We start from the raw sequence: 17,630 nt of genomic DNA, 5'->3' as shown, positions 1-17,630 counted from the left end.
CTGCCAAACACCTATGCACCGGCCGACTGCGCAGCAACTTCGGACGCGCGCGTCGAGCCCGTGCGTGAAACCTACTCCCGTTGCCGCACATAGCGGCCCGGCGCCGGCTCGATGACCGGGAATTCGTCGGAGCCCAGCGTGGCGCGCGGCTTCACCTTCTTGCCGCCGTACTGATCGAGCCACTCGGTCCATTCGGGCCACCAGCTGCCGGGCACTTCTGTCGCCGCGTCGAACCATTCGTCCGCGCTTGCGGGCAGCGTCTTCGCGTCGCTCTCGAGCTTCCAGAAACTGCGCTTTTTCTTCGCGGGCGGATTGATCACGCCGGCGATATGACCCGACGCGCCGAGCACGAACTTCAGCGGCCCGGAGAGCAGCGGCGCGGACGCATACGCGGTTTGCCACGGCACGATATGGTCTTCGCGCGAACCGTAAATAAAGGTCGGCACGTCGATTTTCGACAGATCGATCGGCTCGCCGCAGGTGGTCAGCGCACCCGGCTCGCGCAGCTTGTTCTCGAGATACGTGTTGCGCAGATACCAGACGTACATCGGCCCCGGCACATTGGTCGAGTCGCTGTTCCAGTACAGCAGGTCGAACGGCACCGGCGTGCGGCCCTTCAGATAGTTATCGACGACGTAGTTCCACACGAGGTCGTTCGGGCGCAGGAACGAGAACGTGTTCGCGAATTCGATGCCGCGCATCAGCCCGGGCGGCGCACCGTTCTTGCCGCCGATGGTCTGCTCGCGCATCTGCACGTGCGCCTCGTCGACGAAGACGTCGAGCACGCCCGTGTCGGAGAAGTCGAGCATCGCGGTGAGCAGCGTCATCGACGCGGCCGGATGTTCGCCGCGCGCCGCGGCCACCGCGAGCGCGGTGGCGAGCAATGTGCCGCCGATGCAGAAGCCAAGGGTATTGATCTGCTCGCGGCCGCTGATCTGGCGCACTGTGTCGATCGAAGTGAGCACGCCCTCGCCGATGTAGTCGTCCCACGTCTTGTGCGCGATCGACTGATCCGCGTTGCGCCACGAAATCAGGAACACCTGGTGGCCCGAATCGAGCGCGTGCGCGACCAGCGAGTTTTCAGGCTGCAGGTCGAGGATGTAGTACTTGTTGATGCACGGCGGCACGATGAGGAGCGGCCGCTCGCGCACGGCCGCCGTGCGTGGCTTGTACTGGATCAGCTGCAGCAGATCGTTCTCGAACACGACCGAGCCTTCGGTGTTCGCGAGGTTCTCGCCGACCGTGAAACGCGATTCGTCGGTTTGGGAAATCTTGCCGCGCTGCATGTCGCCGAGCAGGTTCATCACGCCCTGGCGCAGGCTCTCGCCCTTGCTGTCGAGCAGCGTTTTCTGCGCTTCGGGATTCAGCGCGAAGAAGTTGCTCGGCGAGGCCGCCGCGGTCCACTGCTGGACCGCGAAGCGAATGCGCTCGCGGGTTTTCGGCTGGGTATCGAGCGCGTCGACCATCTGCTGCAAATAGCGCGCGTTCAGCAGATACCACGCGGCGGTGAACGCGTAAGCCGGCGCCTGGCTCCAGGCGTCCGCGCTAAAGCGCCGGTCCTTGAGCTCGGGCGCCTTGATCGCCGAGGTGGTGGCCTGCTGGATCAGTTCCATCGCCTCGCGCGAATAGTCGGTTTGCAGCTTCTGCAAACGCTCGGGCGGAATCGCGGCGGTGGGAATGCTCAACCCCGGCAGCGCGCCGGCGGCCAACTTGCTGAAGTCGGGCATGCCGGGAAATGCCGGGATTTGCGGAAAGCCCGCCGTGATCTGCGCGAGGTCCGGCATCTGCGGCATTGAAGGCATCTGGAATGCCGCGCCATTGGGCTGAGCGCCGAACGAACGCCAGGCGTTCATCCAGGCGTCGAGAAATTGCTGCATGCCTGCGGCTGACGATGCACCGCTCGTACCGGCCTGCTGCGTCTGCTCCTTCGAGGAGTCCGTGCTGGGGGAAGCTGAGGAATGAGATGCTGCCATGCCTGCTTTTGACCGGTAAGTCCTTGCGGACGGGTTGAGAGGCAGGTTCGTGCGCACGGAGCGATTGCTCGCGACTTCGTCACACCCTGTCCCATGAACGAGGAGGAGCTTAGAAGGAACATTCTTGCTCCCCATCACAAGGCATGTCAATGCTTGCTCCCGATTTTGCCGCAGTGCGATATTTTTTTAATTATCGTTTTCCCTGTATGGCAAATCGCGCTTTTGCGAATAAATGTTCCATGCCGCACGCCAATCGAAAAAAGTCCTGCGGCGCATGGTACTTAAGCATATTTATTCGTTCGGTCGCCCACAGAGCAGGCGGGGAATTCGCGCTATCGGCAATCCTTCCGGCAGTGCAACAAAAAATGTGTCTGAAGGCCGGGCAAGGCCTTCAGTGACGGGTCTGCAGTGCCATTCGTGAAGCTCGAACCGGTGCGCATTCACGCAAAATAAGCAACCGTTCGATTTTAAAAATATGACGAGATGCGCGCGCGCCACCCCGAATTAATCGGCAATCGATTGCGCCTGTTCGTCGATCCAGATCAACGCGGCCATACGGCCGGTTTCGCGGTCACGGCGATACGAATAAAAGCGCTCGCGCAGCGTGACCGTGCACAGATCGCCGCCGCCGATACGCGTAAGGCCGAGCCGCTGCAGGCGCAGGCGCGCCAGCGCCGGCAGATCGGCGAGATATTTGCCGGCATTCGCGGGATGCGCGACGAACGCCTTCGCGATCGCATCGCGTTGTGCGCCGTCGACATCAGTCATGAAGGCGTCACGCACGTCTGGACCGACTTCGAATGCGTCGGGCCCGATCGACGGTCCGAGGTACGCATGCAACTCGGCGGCCGGCACGCCCGCCAGTGCCGCGACCCGCGCGGCAGTCTGCTCGACGATGCCTGCCGCGAGTCCGCGCCAGCCGGCATGCGCGGCGCCGACCGCGCGCCCCGCTTCGTCGCACAACAGCACCGGCATGCAATCGGCCACCATGACGACGCACGCGACGCCCGCGCGATCGGTGACGCTCGCGTCGGCGCGCGGCGGCGCCGCGCCGTGCTCGCGCGCGTGCGCGACCGCGTCCTCGGCGCGCACGATGCCGGCGCCGTGAATCTGTTCGAGCCACGCGGTTTCGCGAACACCGGTCAGCGCGACGAGCCGTGCGCGATTGCTCGCGACCGCGGCCGGATCATCGCCGGTCTTCAGGCCCAGGTTCAGCCCGCCGGGCTGGTCGGCGCCGTCGCGCCAGCGGCCGAACGGCGAGTCGCTGACGCCGCCGTCGCGCGTGGTCACGAGCGCGCGCACGCGCGGCGAGACGTTCCATGCGGGTTGCACGACATCGGCAAAACCCAGCTCCGGCAGATTGGCGCTCATGCGTGGTCGTCCTCGTCGTGGTCGCTGTCTTCATCGTACGCGCCGTCGTCGAACGATGCACCGTAGTCCTCGTCCTCGGCATACGCGTCGTCGAACTCGCCCGCGTCGTCGCGACCCAGGCCGAGCGCTGCCGACAACGCCTCGATGTCGGCCGGCACGTCGGCGCGCCATTGCATCGAGCGGCCGGTCTTCGGATGGATCAGGCCGAGCCGCCACGCGTGCAGCGCCTGGCGCGCGAAGCCGTCCGGCAGCGGCGTGACCGAGCGCTTGCCGCGCGCGCGTCCGTACACCGGGTCTCCGAGCAGCGGATGACCGATATGCGCGCAATGCACGCGAATCTGATGCGTGCGGCCGGTCTCCAGATCGCAGTGGATCGCCGTGACCGGCTGACGCTGCCAGATCGCCGCGGCCACGCGCCGGAAATGCGTGCGCGCCGGCTTGCCTGCCGCGCCCGTCACCACGGCCATGCGCGTGCGCTCGCGCGGGTCGCGGCCGATCGGCGCGTCGATCGTGCCTTCGTCGGGCATGTTGCCCCACACGAGCGCGAGGTAGCGGCGCTTGACCGTGCGCGCCTGCAACTGACGCACGAGGTCGGTCTGCCCCTCGAGTGTGCGCGCGACCACCATCAGCCCCGAGGTCTCCTTGTCGAGCCGGTGCACGATGCCCGCGCGCGGCAGACCCGCCGCGGCCTCGCCATAGCGGTGCAGCAGTCCGTTCAGCACGGTGCCGCTCCAGTTGCCGGCCGCCGGATGCACGACCATGCCGGCCGGCTTGTTGATGACGACCAGCGTGTCGTCCTCGTAGACGATCTCGAGCGGCACCGGCTCGGGCGTGAACGCGAGCTGCTCGGGCAGCAGATCGGGCACGAACTCGATCGTGGCGCCGAGCGGCACCGGCTGGCGGATCTTCGCCGGCTTGCCGTCGACTCGCACCCGCTGCGCCTCGATCCAGCTTTGCAGACGGCTGCGCGAGAACTCCGGGAACACTTTGGCGAGCACCTTGTCGAGGCGCTCGCCGGCCAGTTCGTCGGGCACCACGACGCTGCGCGGCGCTTCGTCGGCCGCGCGCACGGGCACGGGCGCAGCCGTGGCCTCGGAGCATTGCGGACCGCTTTCGGCGAGCGCGTCGCCGGCGAAATCGTCATCGAGGGAATCGACGCCCAACGCGTCGGCCGGGTCGGCGCTTACGCTATAATCTTTGTTGCTATTCCCGGCGCCTGCGGTGCCTGGAGTATTTGAGCGGGTCATTGAATCTGGGTCACCTGGACGTAAAGCTAGACTGGAAAATGCGAGCCTTGAACACCATCACTGAAGCGGCGATCAATTTGGCGGCCATCAAGAAGGCGGCCCGGAAAGTGGCCGGATACATTGCGTGCGCCGCGGCCGTCGTCGCTGTTGCGGCTTGCCACGGCCTGCCGGAGAAGACCGACGAAACGGCAACGTGGAATAACAACAAATTATATACGGAGGCGAACGACGCCTTGACCGGTGGTGACTGGGGCAAATGCGCGAAGTATTTCGAGCTGCTCGAAGGCCGCGACCCGTTCGGCCACTTCGCGCAGCAGGCGCAGATCAACGTCGCGTACTGCAACTGGAAAGACAACGAAAACGCCGCCGCCGACCAGGCCATCGACCGCTTCATCCAGCTGCACCCGGATCACCCGGACATCGCCTACGCGTATTACCTGAAGGGCATGATCCACTTCAACGACGACCTCGGTCTGTTCGGCCGCTTCTCGGGCCAGGACATGAGCGAACGCGATCCGAAATCGCTGCGCGAGTCGTACGACGCGTTCAAGGTCGTGGTGGACCGCTTCCCGAACAGCAAGTACGCGCCGGACGCCGCGCAGCGCATGCGCTACATCGTGAATGCGCTGGCATCGCACGAAGTCCACGCGGCGGACTATTACTATCGCCGCGGCGCCTATGTCGCCGCCATCAACCGCGCACAGCTCGCCTTGCGCGAGTACAAGAACGCGCCGGCCATCGAAGACGCGCTGCATATCATGATTCTGTCGTACGAGAAGCTGAACAACCAGCAACTCGCTGACGACACGCGCCGCGTGCTGGCCGGCACTTTCCCCGACAGCCCGTACGTGACCGGCCACGCACGGCCCGGCACCGCGAAGTCGTGGTGGCAGTTCTGACGCCTCACGCGCCGACGGCATAGACCGTCGTCTGAAAACGAAAACGCCACGACCTCGGTCGTGGCGTTTTCGTTTGTGCGCGCGGCGAGACTCAATCGCGCTCGAACAGCGCAATCGATTCCACGTGCGACGTATGCGGGAACATGTTGACGACGCCCGCGCCTACCAGCCGATAGCCGGCCTCATGCACGAGCAGCCCGGCATCGCGCGCGAGCGTGCCCGGCGCGCACGACACGTAGACGATGCGCTTCGGCAGCGGCCCGTTGCCGCTCTGGGCGATCTCCGCGAGCGCCTTCGCGATCGCGAGCGCGCCTTCGCGCGGCGGATCGACCAGGAATTTGTCGAAATGGCCGAGCGCGCGCAGGTCGTCGGCGGTGACTTCGAACAGGTTGCGGCACGCGAACGACGTATGGCCGGCGACGCCGTTCAGCTCCGCGTTCGCGAGCGCGCGCTGGGTCAGAACTTCGCTGCCCTCGATACCGACCACTTCCCGCGAGATTCGCGCGAGCGGCAGCGTGAAGTTGCCGATCCCACAGAACAGGTCGAGCACGCGGTCCGTGCGCGCCGGCGCGAGCAGGCGCAACGCGCGGCTCACCAGCACACGGTTGATCGCGTGATTGACCTGGGTGAAATCAGTCGGCTTGAACGGCATGCGGATGCCGTATTCCGGCAGCGTGTAGTCGAGCTGCACGTCGAGCGGATAAAGCGGCGTGACCGTGTCGGGACCGCCCGGCTGGACCCAGAACTGCACCTTGTGTTCGTCCGCGAACTCGCGCAGCACCTGCTCGTCCGCGGCCGTCAGCGGTTCCAGGTTGCGCACGACGAGCGCCGTGACCGACGAGCCGACCGCGAGCTCGAGCTGCGGCATACGGTCGTAGATCGACAGCTTGCGGACCATGAAGCGCAGCGGCATCAGCATCGCCGACACATGCGGCGGCAGCACCTCGCAAGTCTTCATGTCGGCGATATAGCTGCTCTTCTTCTCGTGAAAGCCGATGCGCATGCCGCCGCGCTCCGGCAGATAGCGCACCGCGAGCCGCGCGCGATAGCGGTAACCCCAGGACGGTCCGTGAATCGGCCGGAACACCGTTTCGGGGCGCAGCTTCGCCAGATGCTGCAGGTTGTCCTCGAGCACACGCTGCTTGACCGCGACCTGCGCGCGCATGTCGAGATGCTGCATCGAGCAGCCGCCGCAGATGTTGAAGTACGTGCATTTCGGCGTCGTGCGGGTCACACTCTCGCGGAACACCTGAACGACTTCGGCCTGCTCGAATTTCGGCTTGCTGCGATGCGTCGAATAACTGACGAGTTCACCCGGCAGTGCGCCTTCGACGAACACGACCTTGCCTGGCGTGCCGTCTTCGCCCGCGGTGCGGCCCACGCCGCGCGCTTCCATATCGAGCGAAACGATTTCGATGACCGGTTCGTTGCCGGTAATGGCGGGCGCCGGCGCCGGGGCGTGCGCCCTGGCATGCTTCGATGAGCGCCGCGGCGAGCGACGTTGGGGGGCAGTTCGGGACACCTGCGGACTTCCTGGCAAACTATGGGGAAAGGCGAGATTGTAGACGAAGCGCCGGGCTTGCCAGTGGCGTGGCGTGGACCGCGCCCGGAGCGTGTCCATATCGCGGCCCGGATTGCAGCGCGGCGCCCCGGCGGACGCCCTACTCGCGCGCCGCCCTCAAGGCTCGAACGCCGCCAGATACTCCGCCCACTGTGGCGCGGTTTCCAGCGCGAGCGCGTTCTTCACGAGGTTGATCTCATCAGCATACTCCGACGGCGAAAAGCCGCCGCGCATCAGCTGGAAGCGGCAATACAGCAGGTACGTATTGACGACGTCGGTCTCGCAATAATTGCGGATTTCCTCGATGCGGCCTTGCTGGAACGCCTGCCACACCTGACTGCCGTCCATCCCCATCTTGCCCGGAAAGCCGCACATCTTCGCGAGCGCGTCGAGCGGCGCGTTGGCGCGCGCCTGGTACATCGCGAGCACGTCCATCAGGTCGGTATGGCGCGCGTGGTAGCGGCTGATGTAGTTGTTCCACTTGAAGTCGCGGTCGTCCTCGCCGACATCCCAGAACCGATAGGCGGGGATGCCGTTGACGAGCGCGCGATAGTTGAGCACCGGCAGATCGAAACCGCCGCCGTTCCACGACACGAGTTGCGGCGTGTACTTTTCGATCACGCGATAGAAAGACTGCACGAGCGTCGCCTCGCCGTCCTCGGGCGTGCCGAGGGAGCGCACGCGAAAACCGTTGTTGTCGCGAAACACGCAGGAAATCGCCGCGACCCGTTGCAGGTGATGCGGCAGAAAATCGCTGCCGGTTTTTTCGCGGCGCGCGGCGAACGCGTGCTCGGCGACCTCGGCGTCGCTCATCGACGCGGGCAAATCTTCAAGACGGCGGATGCCGGCGACATCGGGAATCGTCTCGATGTCGAAAACAAGAATCGGTGTCATCAGGTCAGAGAACGGCGTCTTTGCGGACACCGTTTGAGGCGAAGAAGCGCTTCAGTCGCACCAGCGCTTCCTGTTGGATCTGGCGCACACGCTCGCGCGTGAGGCCCATTTCGTCGGCCAGCTCTTCGAGCGTGGCGGGCTCGATATGATTCAGACCGAAGCGCCGCTCGATCACATGGCGGTGCTTGTCCGACAAACGGGCGAGCCATGCGCGTGTCAGCGTTTCGAGCTCGCGATGCTGCACCTCGGCGTCTGGCGACTGGCTCTGGTCGTCCGACAGCAGATCGAGCAGGCTGCTCGCCGGATCGAGGTCGAGCGGCGCGTCGAGCGACGCGGTGTGCTCGTTCAGCGCGAGGATGTCGGTGACTTCGTCGGTGGTCTTGCCGGTCAGATAGGCGATGTCGTCGATGCTCGCGTCGCGGCGCTCGGCGGCTTCCCCCGAATTCATCGAGTTCTTTTCCAGATGGCGCTTCGCCCGCAACACCTGGTTGAGCTCACGAATCACATGCACCGGCAAGCGCACGGTGCGCGCCTGGTTCATGATCGCGCGCTCGATGCTCTGGCGAATCCACCACGTCGCGTAAGTCGAAAAACGGAAGCCGCGCGTCGGATCGAATTTCTCGATTGCGTGCATCAGGCCGAGATTGCCCTCCTCGATCAGATCGAGCAGCGGCACGCCGCGATTCAGATAACCCTTGGCAATGCTGACGACCAGCCGCAGATTGCGCTCGATCATCACCTGCCGCGCTTCGAACTCGCCGGCCTTGGCAAGGCGCGAATATTTCTGCTCTTCCTCGACGGTGAGCAGCGGCTTCACGCTGATGCGGTTTAGATAATGCTGGATCGTGTCGGCCGTGAGTTCGGCCTGCAGCAGTGCGCGGAAGTCGTCGGCGTCGGGCAGCGCGTCGCTGGTGCTTTCGCGCGCGTCGGCGCCCTCGCTGTCGTCGAGGCCGCTCTGGCGTTCGTCGAGATCGCGCTCCTCGACGATCTCCTCTTCCACTTCCGAAGCGCCGCTTTCGTCCACTGCGGCGGACGTGACTTCGCTGATCGTCTCAGACTCGGCTTGCGGCGGGCGGCGCTTCGATTTCGGCATGGTCGTATCGCTTATTGCGGCGGCAAATACTTCAGTGGGTCGACTGGTTTACCCTGTCGGCGAACTTCGAAATGCAACATCACGCGGTCGGAATCGCTATTGCCCATCTCAGCGATCTTCTGCCCTTTCGTTACCGCGTCCCCCTCTTTTACCATCAAAGCGCGGTTGTGTGCATACGCGGTGAGATAAGTTGCATCATGCTTGATGATAATGAGATTGCCGTAACCACGCAGCCCATTTCCGGCATAAACGACGCGACCATCGGCCGACGCTTTAACCGGCTCGCCCGCGGAGCCGCCGATATTGACGCCTTTATTGGTCGAGTCGTTGAAGGTGTTGAGCAGCGGACCGCGCACCGGCCATGCAAATGCTACGTTGCCCGCCGCCGCGCTGCCGAGCTCGGCGTTCGCCGCAGAGGAATTGGCCGCAGGCGCAGCTGCCGCACCATTCGCGGGCGTTCCGTTCGTCGCGCCGCCGTAGAGCGGCGGCATCGCGGCGCCGACCGCGGCCGGTGCGTTGTTATTCAGTGGCGCGCTTTGCACCGCGCCCGAGCTGCCGATCGGCGCGGTCGACACGCCCGGCGTCATGGCCGCGGTATTCGCACCCGGCGGCACGACGCGCAGCAACTGGTCGACTTCGATCTGATTCGGATTGGTCAGGTTGTTCCACGTCGAGATGTCGCGGTAATTCTGGCCGTTCTCGAGCGCAATGCGGTACAGCGTATCGCCCGGCTTCACGCGATAGTAACCGGGCGGCGGCGGGCCGAGCGGCACCGCCGGTTGCGCCGCGCCCTGCGCGGTGGAGAGCACGCCGCCGCCGGAGCGGTCGACGACGGGCGCCTGGTCGAGCCGGGATGCACAGGCCGTCATCAACAGGGACAAGGCGAGCACGCACACGCTGCGCTGGGTTACGGTCAGGGGGGTATTCGGGGTGGTTCTCTGCATCGCGCGCAACATACTCATCGGTGTCAAATCACTCCGGATTTTAAGGGTACAAAGAAAACGCGATCAAGCCGCGACTCGCGCCATTGCGCGGGCCCGAGGCGCTCGACCAGCGTCAGCACCTGGCTCTGTCCTTCCTGCGAGCCGACCGGCGCAACCAGACGTCCGCCGATCGCAAGCTGCTCGAGCAATGCCTGCGGCACGTCGAGCCCGGCAGCCGCGATCACGATCGCGTCGAACGGCGCCGCCGACGGCAAGCCGAGCCGACCGTCGCCGTAGTGCAGCCGGATATTCGGAATGCGCAGCGGACGCAGATTGGTCTTCGCGCGCTCGGACAGCGGCTTGATGCGTTCAATCGAATAAACCTCGCGCGCGACCTGGCTCAGCACCGCTGCCTGATAGCCGCAACCGGTGCCGATTTCGAGCACCGTGTTCAGCGCGCGCCCGGCCGCCGCGAGTTCGATCATCCGCGCGACCACCGACGGCTTCGAGATGGTCTGGTGATGACCGATCGGCAGCGCGGCATCTTCGTACGCCTGGGCCGCAAGCCCCGGATCGACGAACATGTGGCGCGGCACCGCCGCCATCGCGTTCAGCACACGCTGGTCGCTGACGCCATTGGCTCGCAGGCGTTCGACCATCCGTTCGCGAACCCGTTCCGAGGTCAGCGCGAGGGCGTTGTTCATCGCGCCGCTGCTCGCGCCGCCGAATGCGCCGCTCATTGCACCGGCTAGCGCGGCGTTCGACGCGGGTTTCGCGCTTTGCTGCAGTTGCGGCTGAAGTGGTGATGGTGTCGGACGTGCGCTGTGTGCAGACGCATGCGTCGAGGTTTTGCCTGGCTTGACCGACGACTTCGGTGCTTGCTTGACAGGCTGCCCCGCCAATCCACCGGACAACGAATTCGCCGTTGTCTTTGCGACTGGCGCGGCCTGCGGCTTCGGCGGCATCGCACCGGTGGTTCCCGTTGGCGTGCCCAACGTAGTGCTTTGCGTCTTCGCCTGGGGAATCACCTGGGGTCGTGTCGTCGGCGTGGATTGGGCAGCAGCGGAAGTCCTCGCTTGCGCTCGTGCGGCCGCGCCGCCCTGCGTCGGTTTCGCCGACTGCTGCCGCGCATTCAACGCCGCGCTCGCCGCGAGCGCCGCCGCGCGCATCTCCCCCGGACGTCCCTCGGGCCGGCGCGGTTCGCGCACCAGGTCCTCGAGACCTAGCGGAAAGCGCTTCGCGCGCTCGCCGGTCATGAACTGCCGCTCCCGGCGCGTAGCCAGTCGCGCGCCGCGGGCAGCATTTGCGTGTAAGTCAGATCGAGCTGCAGCGGCGTGATCGACACGGCGCCGTTCGCGACCGCGTGGAAGTCCGTGCCTTCGCTCGCGTCGCGCGCCTGGCCCGAGGCGCCGATCCAGTAGATCGGTTCGCCGCGCGGATTGGTTTGGCGGATCACCGGCTGCGACGGATGACGTTTGCCGAGTCGGGTGATCTCCCAGCCGCGCAGTTGGTCATACGGCAGGTTAGGAATATTGACGTTCAGCAGCGGATGCCCCGGCAACGGCCGTTCGAGATAATGCGCGACGATTTCGGCGGCAACGCGCGCCGCGTCTTCGAGATGCACCCAGTCTTTGTCGACCAGTGAAAACGCTATGGCGGGCACGCCGAACATGATGCCTTCGGTGGCGGCCGCAACGGTGCCGGAATACAACGTGTCGTCGCCCATGTTCTGGCCGTTGTTGATACCCGACACGACGAGGTCCGGTGTATGGTCGAGCATGCCGGTCAGTGCGATGTGCACCGAGTCGGTCGGCGTGCCGTTCACGTAGTAGAAGCCATTCGCCGAACGCAGGACCGAGAGCGGCCGCCACAGCGTCAAGGAATTCGACGCGGCGCTGCAGTTCTGTTCGGGAGCCATCACGGTGACGTCGGCGATCGGCTTCAGCGCTTCGTAAAGCGCGGCGAGGCCCGGCGCCAGATAACCGTCGTCGTTGCTGAGTAGGATTCGCATGCGCCGATTGTAACCGAGGAAAGATGGCACGCGAACGGCATGCTCGGGGTGTCGGCGTGGCGTGCACGAGCGTCGTGCGAGCTGGTGTTTTTCAGGTGCGCGGATGCTTGCGTCGAGCGCAACGATGCTGCCTTGCGTCGCAACCCGCAGCGCAATATCGTACGGTCGTGCGCTTTGCTTTACACTCGAAACCGTTGCGAACCCTGAACGATATGGAGACACGATGCGTGCGATTCGCTGCAAGCAGTACGGGCCGCCCGAGAGCCTGGTCGTCGATAACCTGCCGGATCTCGAACCGCCGCCAGGCCACGTCGTGATCGACGTGAAGTCCGCAGCCGTCAATTTTCCCGACGTGCTGATCATCGAGAACAAATACCAGTTCAAGCCGCCGCTGCCGTTCACGCCGGGCTCGGAAGCCGCGGGCATCGTGCGCGCGGTGGGCGAAGGCGTCACGCAGTTCAAGCCGGGTTCTCGCGTGGCGGCGTTCACCGGCTCCGGCGGTTTCGCCGAGCAGGCGCTCGCACCCGCCGCGGCCTGCGTGCCGCTCGACGACGATGTGTCGTTCGAACTCGCGGCCGCGTTCACGCTCGCGTATGGCACCTCGCATCACGCGGTGGTCGATCGCGGCGCGCTGCAGGCTGGCGAGACGATGCTCGTGCTCGGCGCGGCTGGCGGCGTCGGGCTGGCTGCGGTCGAAATCGGTAAGGCGCTCGGCGCGCGCGTGATTGCGGCGGCATCGAACGACGAGAAGCTCGCGACCTGCGTCAAGCACGGCGCGGACGCTACGATCAACTACAGCAGCGAGGATCTGCGCGAGCGCATCAAGACGCTCACCGACGGCAAAGGCCCTGATGTGATCTACGACCCGGTCGGCGGCGTGTATGCGGAACCGGCGTTTCGCAGCATCGGCTGGCGGGGGCGTTATCTGGTGGTCGGCTTTGCCAACGGCGAGATCCCGAAGCTGCCGCTGAACCTGATGTTGCTCAAGGGCGCGAGCGTGGTCGGCGTGTTCTGGGGCGATTTCGCCAGGCGCGAGCCGCAGCGCAACCGCGCGGCATTCGAGCAGATGACCGGCTGGATTCGCGAAGGCAAGCTCAAGCCTTACGTATCGGCCCGCTATTCGCTCGAGGACACCGGCCGCGCGTTGCGCGATATGGCCGAGCGTCGCGTGATCGGCAAGGTGGTGATCACGCCGTAGTGCAACCAATCAGGCAGCATGAAAAACGGCGCGGCGCCCGAAGGCGATTTCGGGCGCCGCGCCGCTTGCGATCCACGCTCACAGCTTCTCGGTATCGCCGGTGCGCGGCTGCCACTTCATCAAACGCCGCTCCGCGATCCCGACGATCGCGTCGAGAATCAGCGCAAACGCGGTGAGCACCAGAATGCCCGCGAACACGGTGTTGATATCGAAGGTGCCTTCGGCCTGCAGGATCAGATAGCCGACGCCGCGCGCCGAGCCCAGATACTCGCCCACCACCGAGCCGACGAACGCCAGCCCCACCGACGTATGCAGGCTCGAAAACACCCAGCTCATCGCGCTCGGCAGATACACGAAGCGCAGCAGCTGCTTGCGGTTCGCGCCGAGCATGCGCGCGTTCGCGAGCACGACCGGGCTCACTTCCTTCACGCCCTGGTAGACGTTGAAGAACACGATGAAGAACACCAGCGTGACGCCGAGCGCGACCTTCGACCAGATGCCGAGGCCGAACCATACGCCGAAGATCGGCGCGAGAATCACGCGCGGCATCGAGTTCGCGGCCTTCACGTACGGATCGAACAGCGCGCTCGCGATCGGCGCGAGCGCAAGCCACAGGCCGACGCCGAGCCCGATCGCGGTGCCGAACACGAACGCGAGCACGGTCTCGACGAGCGTGATCCACAGGTGCAGATAGATCTCGCCGCCGGTGAACCACTCCCAGATCCGCTGCAGCACTTTCTGCGGCTCGCCGAAGAAGAAGGCCGCCTTGTTTGGATCGTCGAAATAGAACGGCGGCATCAGCGTCGGACTCGTCAACACGTACCACAGCACGAAGCACAGCACGAGCAGCAGCCACTGCCAGATCACCAGATTCGCCCGGTTTGGGCGCAACGTCTTCCACATGACTTGGATTGCCTTGGACGATTGTTGAACGCGTCTTCTCTTTAAATTCGCATGCAGGGACGCGCGGCACACTCAAACAGCGGTGAGCTGCTGTTGATACCCCTTGAGCACTTCATCGCGCAGCACACCCCAGATCTGCGCGTGCAATTCGACGAAGCGCGGATGCGAGCGGATTTCGGCGACATCGCGCGGCCGCGGCAGATCGATCCGGAACTCGCCGATCGGATGCGTGGCGGGCCCGGCCGACAGCACGACCACGCGATCGGACATCGAGATCGCTTCGTCGAGATCGTGCGTGATGAACAGCACCGCCTTGCGCTTCGCGGCCCAGAGATCCAGCAGTTCGTTTTCCATCAGCTGCCGCGTTTGAATATCCAGCGCGGAAAACGGCTCGTCCATCAGGATGATGTCGGGATCGAGGATCAGTGTTTGCGCCATCGCGACGCGCTTGCGCATGCCGCCCGACAGCTGATGCGGATAGCGGTCGCCGAAGCCGCCGAGTCCAACGCGCTTCAACCACTCTTCGGCCTTCGCGCGCGCGTCTGCGGCCGACATACCGCGAAACGACAGGCCGGCCATCACGTTGTCGAGCGCCGAGCGCCACGGCATCAGCGCATCGGCCTGGAACATGTACCCCGCGCGGCGATTCAGGCCATCGAGCTTCTCGCCGAACACGCTGACCGCGCCCACCGACGGCTGCAGCAGCCCCGCGCCGATGTTCAGCAGCGTGGACTTGCCGCAGCCAGTCGGCCCGACCACCGACACGAACTCGCCCGGCTCGATACGCAGCGTCGTGTCTTTGACCGCTGTGTAGCGCTGCGCGCGGTTGTCGCGCGCAGCGAACGTGCAGGTGATGTTTTCGAGCGCCAGGGCAGCAACGGTCATCGTACGGCTCGCTTCAGGGATCGGGTTTGCGGGGAGTTGTGGCGCCGACGCTGAAGGCGGTGGGCGTGGACAAGGCGAATCGCCCGGCCCACGTCCTCTTCGATACACCTACGCGCGCGCCGCATCGTTTACGCCTTGACGGTCGTCAGCGCCTTCTTCACGAAGTCGTTGGTCCAAGTCTTCGACAGATCGATCTGCGCGTTCTGGATCATCGGATCGAACGCTTTCAGCGTCTTCAGCGACGTCGCGGGACCGTCGGCGGGCATCAGGCCGTCGGGCGACATCGCTTCGCGCACGTGCTGCCACGCGTCGAGATAGAGTGCGCGGTCGCCGAGCAGATAGCTTTCCGGCACGGTGTTGATCAGTTCGCTGCCGCTCGCGTTCTGCAGCCACTTGAGCGCGCGCACCATCGCATTGGTCAGCGCCTGCGTGGTGTTCGGGTTCTTCGTGATGAACGACTGCGACGCGTACAGGCAGCCCGCCGGCATATCGCCGCCGAACACGGTGTGCGTATCGGCGAGCGTGCGCGTATCCGACACGACGCGCACTTCGCCGGCGCGCTCGAGGCGCGTGACGACCGGATCGAGATTGGCGATCGCGTCGATCTGCCCGGACTGCAGCGCGGCGATCGCACCGGCACCCGCGCCCACGCCGATGAACGCGACGTCTTTCGGACTGAGCCCGGCTTTCGCGAGCACGAAGCTCGCCATGATCGACGTCGACGAACCCGGCGCCGTCACGCCGATCTTCTTGCCCTTCAGATCGGCGATCGATTTGAAGTTCGGCATCGTCTTCTTCGATACCGCGAGCACGATCTGCGGCGCGCGGCCTTGCAGCACGAATTCGCGAAACATCTGCTTTTGCGCCTGCAACAGCAGCGTGTGTTCGAACGCGCCGGAGACCACGTCGGCGCTACCGCCGACCGCTGCCTTCAGCGCCTGCGAGCCGCCCGCGAAGTCGGAAATCTCGACTTCGAGCCCTTCGTCCTTGAAGTAGTTGCGGCGCTCGGCGATCGTCAGCGGCAGGTAGTAGAACAGGTTCTTGCCGCCGACCGCGATGGCGACCTTGGTGGTCTCGGGTTTGGCCTGCGCGAAAGCGAACGGTGTGGCCGCGAGCGAGGCGCCCGCGAGCGCCGCACCGCCGGCGAGGAAGGTTCTGCGTTGCATGGTCCGTTGTCTCCAGATTTTTTTAGTCCGGCCTTTCACCGCCCGTGTGCGCATTGCGCACGCGCTTGAGCTTGGTGTGTGGCTTGCCGGTCGCGCGGCGCGGATCGTCCGTCAGCGCGGCGCTTTAAGCGCTCTTCTCAATGCGTTGCACTGTGCGCATCAGACGATCTGTTGCGCCCGCAACCGCGCGATGCCGTCAGCATCATAACCTAGTGATTGAAGGACTTCATCGGTATGTTCACCCAGTTCCGGCCCTAGCCAGCGCGTCTCGCCGGGCGTCGCCGACAGCTTCGGCGTGACCGTGGGCAGCGTGATTTCCTTGCCGTCCTGCCACTTGAACCGCTGGATCATCTGTCGTGCGATGAACTGCGGATCGGTGAACATATCGGCGACGCTGTAGATGCGGCCTACCGGCACATCGGCCGCGTTCAGCACCGCGAGCGCTTCGTCGATCGTGCGCGTGGACAGCCACGCGGCGATCGCGGCGTCGATTTCCTGCGTGCGCGGCACGCGGCCATCGTTATGCGCGAGCGCCGGATCGTTCGCGAGATCGTCGCGTTCGATCGCGATCATCAGCCGCTTGAAGATCGGATCGCTATTGCCGCCGATCACGATGCTGCCGTCGCGGCACGGATACGTATTGGACGGCACGATGCCCGGCAGCGACGCGCCGGTACGCTCGCGCACCATCCCGTAGACGCCGTATTCGGGCACCACGCTTTCCATCATGTTGAAGACGGCCTCGTACAGCGCGACGTCGACGACCTGCCCCTTGCCGCCGTTCACCTGCTTGTGATGCAGCGCCATCAGCGCGCCGATCACGCCGTGCAGCGCAGCGATCGAATCGCCGATCGAAATGCCGATGCGCGGCGGCGGCAGGTCCGGATAGCCGGTGATATGGCGCAGACCGCCCATCGATTCGGCGATCGCACCGAAGCCGGGCCGATCGCGATACGGCCCGGTCTGGCCGTAGCCCGACAGACGCACCATCACGAGGCCGGGGTTCTCGGCGGACAGCACGTCGTAGCCGAGCCCGAGCTTTTCGAGCAGCCCGGGCCGGAAATTCTCGACGACGATATCGGCCTCTTTCGCGAGCCGCCGCACGATCTGCCTGCCCTCTTCGGCTTTCAGGTTGACCGTGACGGACTTCTTGTTGCGCGCCTGCACGGCCCACCACAGCGACGTACCGCCCACTTCCGGATACAGCTTGCGCCATTTGCGCAGCGGGTCGCCGCCTTTGGGGTCTTCGATCTTGATGACGTCGGCGCCGAATTCGCCGAGAAAACGCGCGGCGAACGGCCCGGCGATCAGCGTACCGAGTTCCAGCACCTTGACGCCGGCGAGCGGACCGCGTGCGTCATGCGGTGCGGTGCTCGCGCCTGAATCGGGGTTGGCGCTCATGAGTCTCCTTTGTCGGCCAGAGTTGGTGCACAGCGCTTACTCTGGTCCCCTGCAAGTGGGTTGCATTGTTTTGTATCGCCGTGCGCGCGGTCTGCATCACGGCTG

At 65.1% G+C, this 17,630-nt stretch carries 15 protein-coding genes; 2 read left to right on the top strand and 13 right to left on the bottom strand.

Features of this window, described 5'->3' with window-relative positions; translation table 11 throughout:
• Window positions 1–71: 71 nt before the first annotated feature.
• From phaC to VSR82_RS00755, 3 genes are all read right to left on the bottom strand, one after another.
• Window positions 72–1,877, bottom strand: a complete 1,806-nt coding sequence (gene phaC, locus VSR82_RS00765) for a class I poly(R)-hydroxyalkanoic acid synthase (RefSeq protein ID WP_429461877.1) — start codon at window positions 1,875–1,877, stop codon at window positions 72–74.
• 600 nt (window positions 1,878–2,477) lie between these two features.
• Entirely contained in the window at window positions 2,478–3,344 is an 867-nt protein-coding gene (gene pgeF, locus VSR82_RS00760) for a peptidoglycan editing factor PgeF (protein WP_429459399.1), read from the bottom strand.
• Window positions 3,341–4,591 carry an RluA family pseudouridine synthase gene (locus VSR82_RS00755; protein WP_498857441.1) on the bottom strand — a complete coding sequence of 417 codons (1,251 nt, stop codon included), beginning with the start codon at window positions 4,589–4,591 and terminating at the stop codon, window positions 3,341–3,343. The genes pgeF and VSR82_RS00755 overlap by 4 nt, the downstream gene beginning before the upstream one ends.
• 38 nt (window positions 4,592–4,629) lie before the next feature.
• Here VSR82_RS00755 and VSR82_RS00750 point away from each other — a divergent pair, with 38 nt between their 5' ends.
• Complete coding sequence (locus VSR82_RS00750; protein ID WP_013089357.1) at window positions 4,630–5,490, top strand: outer membrane protein assembly factor BamD; 861 nt, start codon at window positions 4,630–4,632, stop codon at window positions 5,488–5,490.
• Between the two features lie 91 nt (window positions 5,491–5,581).
• On the opposite strand, the gene rlmD is transcribed toward VSR82_RS00750, so the two are convergent.
• The 6 genes from rlmD to surE form a co-directional block, all read right to left on the bottom strand.
• On the bottom strand, window positions 5,582–7,012 hold the full coding sequence (rlmD, locus tag VSR82_RS00745) for a 23S rRNA (uracil(1939)-C(5))-methyltransferase RlmD (RefSeq protein WP_368582902.1): 1,431 nt from the start codon (window positions 7,010–7,012) through the stop codon (window positions 5,582–5,584).
• Window positions 7,013–7,168: 156 nt separating this feature from the next.
• Window positions 7,169–7,945 carry a 3'-5' exonuclease gene (locus VSR82_RS00740; RefSeq protein WP_368582901.1) on the bottom strand — a complete coding sequence of 259 codons (777 nt, stop codon included), beginning with the start codon at window positions 7,943–7,945 and terminating at the stop codon, window positions 7,169–7,171.
• 4 nt (window positions 7,946–7,949) lie between these two features.
• Window positions 7,950–9,038 (bottom strand): RNA polymerase sigma factor RpoS, encoded by a 1,089-nt coding sequence (gene rpoS / locus VSR82_RS00735; protein ID WP_368582899.1) that lies wholly within the window; start codon window positions 9,036–9,038, stop codon window positions 7,950–7,952.
• A gap of 11 nt (window positions 9,039–9,049) precedes the next feature.
• The gene (locus VSR82_RS00730; protein WP_429459405.1) at window positions 9,050–10,000 is read right to left on the bottom strand and encodes a peptidoglycan DD-metalloendopeptidase family protein; all 951 of its coding nucleotides are present in this window, start codon (window positions 9,998–10,000) and stop codon (window positions 9,050–9,052) included.
• A gap of 5 nt (window positions 10,001–10,005) precedes the next feature.
• Window positions 10,006–11,217, bottom strand: a complete 1,212-nt coding sequence (locus VSR82_RS00725; protein WP_410849166.1) for a protein-L-isoaspartate(D-aspartate) O-methyltransferase — start codon at window positions 11,215–11,217, stop codon at window positions 10,006–10,008.
• Complete coding sequence (gene surE / locus VSR82_RS00720; protein WP_013089351.1) at window positions 11,214–11,972, bottom strand: 5'/3'-nucleotidase SurE; 759 nt, start codon at window positions 11,970–11,972, stop codon at window positions 11,214–11,216. Before surE ends, VSR82_RS00725 begins: the two co-directional genes overlap by 4 nt.
• A gap of 223 nt (window positions 11,973–12,195) precedes the next feature.
• Between surE and VSR82_RS00715 the strand changes: the two genes are divergently transcribed.
• On the top strand, window positions 12,196–13,170 hold the full coding sequence (locus VSR82_RS00715) for an NADPH:quinone oxidoreductase family protein (RefSeq protein WP_429459408.1): 975 nt from the start codon (window positions 12,196–12,198) through the stop codon (window positions 13,168–13,170).
• Window positions 13,171–13,248: 78 nt separating this feature from the next.
• On the opposite strand, the gene VSR82_RS00710 is transcribed toward VSR82_RS00715, so the two are convergent.
• From VSR82_RS00710 to VSR82_RS00695, 4 genes are all read right to left on the bottom strand, one after another.
• Window positions 13,249–14,073: an ABC transporter permease gene (locus VSR82_RS00710; RefSeq protein ID WP_429459410.1), complete on the bottom strand. Its 825-nt coding sequence runs from the start codon at window positions 14,071–14,073 to the stop codon at window positions 13,249–13,251.
• Between the two features lie 72 nt (window positions 14,074–14,145).
• Window positions 14,146–14,958 (bottom strand): ABC transporter ATP-binding protein, encoded by an 813-nt coding sequence (locus VSR82_RS00705; protein WP_429459412.1) that lies wholly within the window; start codon window positions 14,956–14,958, stop codon window positions 14,146–14,148.
• Window positions 14,959–15,086: 128 nt separating this feature from the next.
• Entirely contained in the window at window positions 15,087–16,124 is a 1,038-nt protein-coding gene (locus VSR82_RS00700; RefSeq protein ID WP_013089347.1) for an ABC transporter substrate-binding protein, read from the bottom strand.
• 159 nt (window positions 16,125–16,283) lie between these two features.
• Entirely contained in the window at window positions 16,284–17,525 is a 1,242-nt protein-coding gene (locus VSR82_RS00695; protein ID WP_368582890.1) for a CaiB/BaiF CoA transferase family protein, read from the bottom strand.
• Between the last annotated feature and the right edge of the window lie 105 nt (window positions 17,526–17,630).

It is taken from the genome of Burkholderia sp. JPY481 (genome assembly GCF_038900515.1).
GTDB lineage: Bacteria > Pseudomonadota > Gammaproteobacteria > Burkholderiales > Burkholderiaceae > Paraburkholderia > Paraburkholderia youngii.
This window is presented reverse-complemented; position numbering and strand designations above follow the sequence as displayed.

Excerpts from the sequence above, each read along its gene's own strand:
- phaC (WP_429461877.1), bottom strand. The coding sequence starts at position 1,877 with ATGCAGCAATTTCTCGACGCCTGGATGAACGCCTGGCGTTCGTTCGGC.
- pgeF (WP_429459399.1), bottom strand. The coding sequence starts at position 3,344 with ATGAGCGCCAATCTGCCGGAGCTGGGTTTTGCCGATGTCGTGCAACCC.
- VSR82_RS00755 (WP_498857441.1), bottom strand. The coding sequence starts at position 4,591 with ATGACCCGCTCAAATACTCCAGGCACCGCAGGCGCCGGGAATAGCAAC.
- VSR82_RS00750 (WP_013089357.1), top strand. The coding sequence starts at position 4,630 with ATGCGAGCCTTGAACACCATCACTGAAGCGGCGATCAATTTGGCGGCC.
- VSR82_RS00740 (WP_368582901.1), bottom strand. The coding sequence starts at position 7,945 with ATGACACCGATTCTTGTTTTCGACATCGAGACGATTCCCGATGTCGCC.
- rpoS (WP_368582899.1), bottom strand. The coding sequence starts at position 9,038 with ATGCCGAAATCGAAGCGCCGCCCGCCGCAAGCCGAGTCTGAGACGATC.
- VSR82_RS00730 (WP_429459405.1), bottom strand. The coding sequence starts at position 10,000 with ATGAGTATGTTGCGCGCGATGCAGAGAACCACCCCGAATACCCCCCTG.
- VSR82_RS00725 (WP_410849166.1), bottom strand. The coding sequence starts at position 11,217 with ATGACCGGCGAGCGCGCGAAGCGCTTTCCGCTAGGTCTCGAGGACCTG.
- surE (WP_013089351.1), bottom strand. The coding sequence starts at position 11,972 with ATGCGAATCCTACTCAGCAACGACGACGGTTATCTGGCGCCGGGCCTC.
- VSR82_RS00715 (WP_429459408.1), top strand. The coding sequence starts at position 12,196 with ATGCGTGCGATTCGCTGCAAGCAGTACGGGCCGCCCGAGAGCCTGGTC.
- VSR82_RS00710 (WP_429459410.1), bottom strand. The coding sequence starts at position 14,073 with ATGTGGAAGACGTTGCGCCCAAACCGGGCGAATCTGGTGATCTGGCAG.
- VSR82_RS00705 (WP_429459412.1), bottom strand. The coding sequence starts at position 14,958 with ATGACCGTTGCTGCCCTGGCGCTCGAAAACATCACCTGCACGTTCGCT.
- VSR82_RS00700 (WP_013089347.1), bottom strand. The coding sequence starts at position 16,124 with ATGCAACGCAGAACCTTCCTCGCCGGCGGTGCGGCGCTCGCGGGCGCC.
- VSR82_RS00695 (WP_368582890.1), bottom strand. The coding sequence starts at position 17,525 with ATGAGCGCCAACCCCGATTCAGGCGCGAGCACCGCACCGCATGACGCA.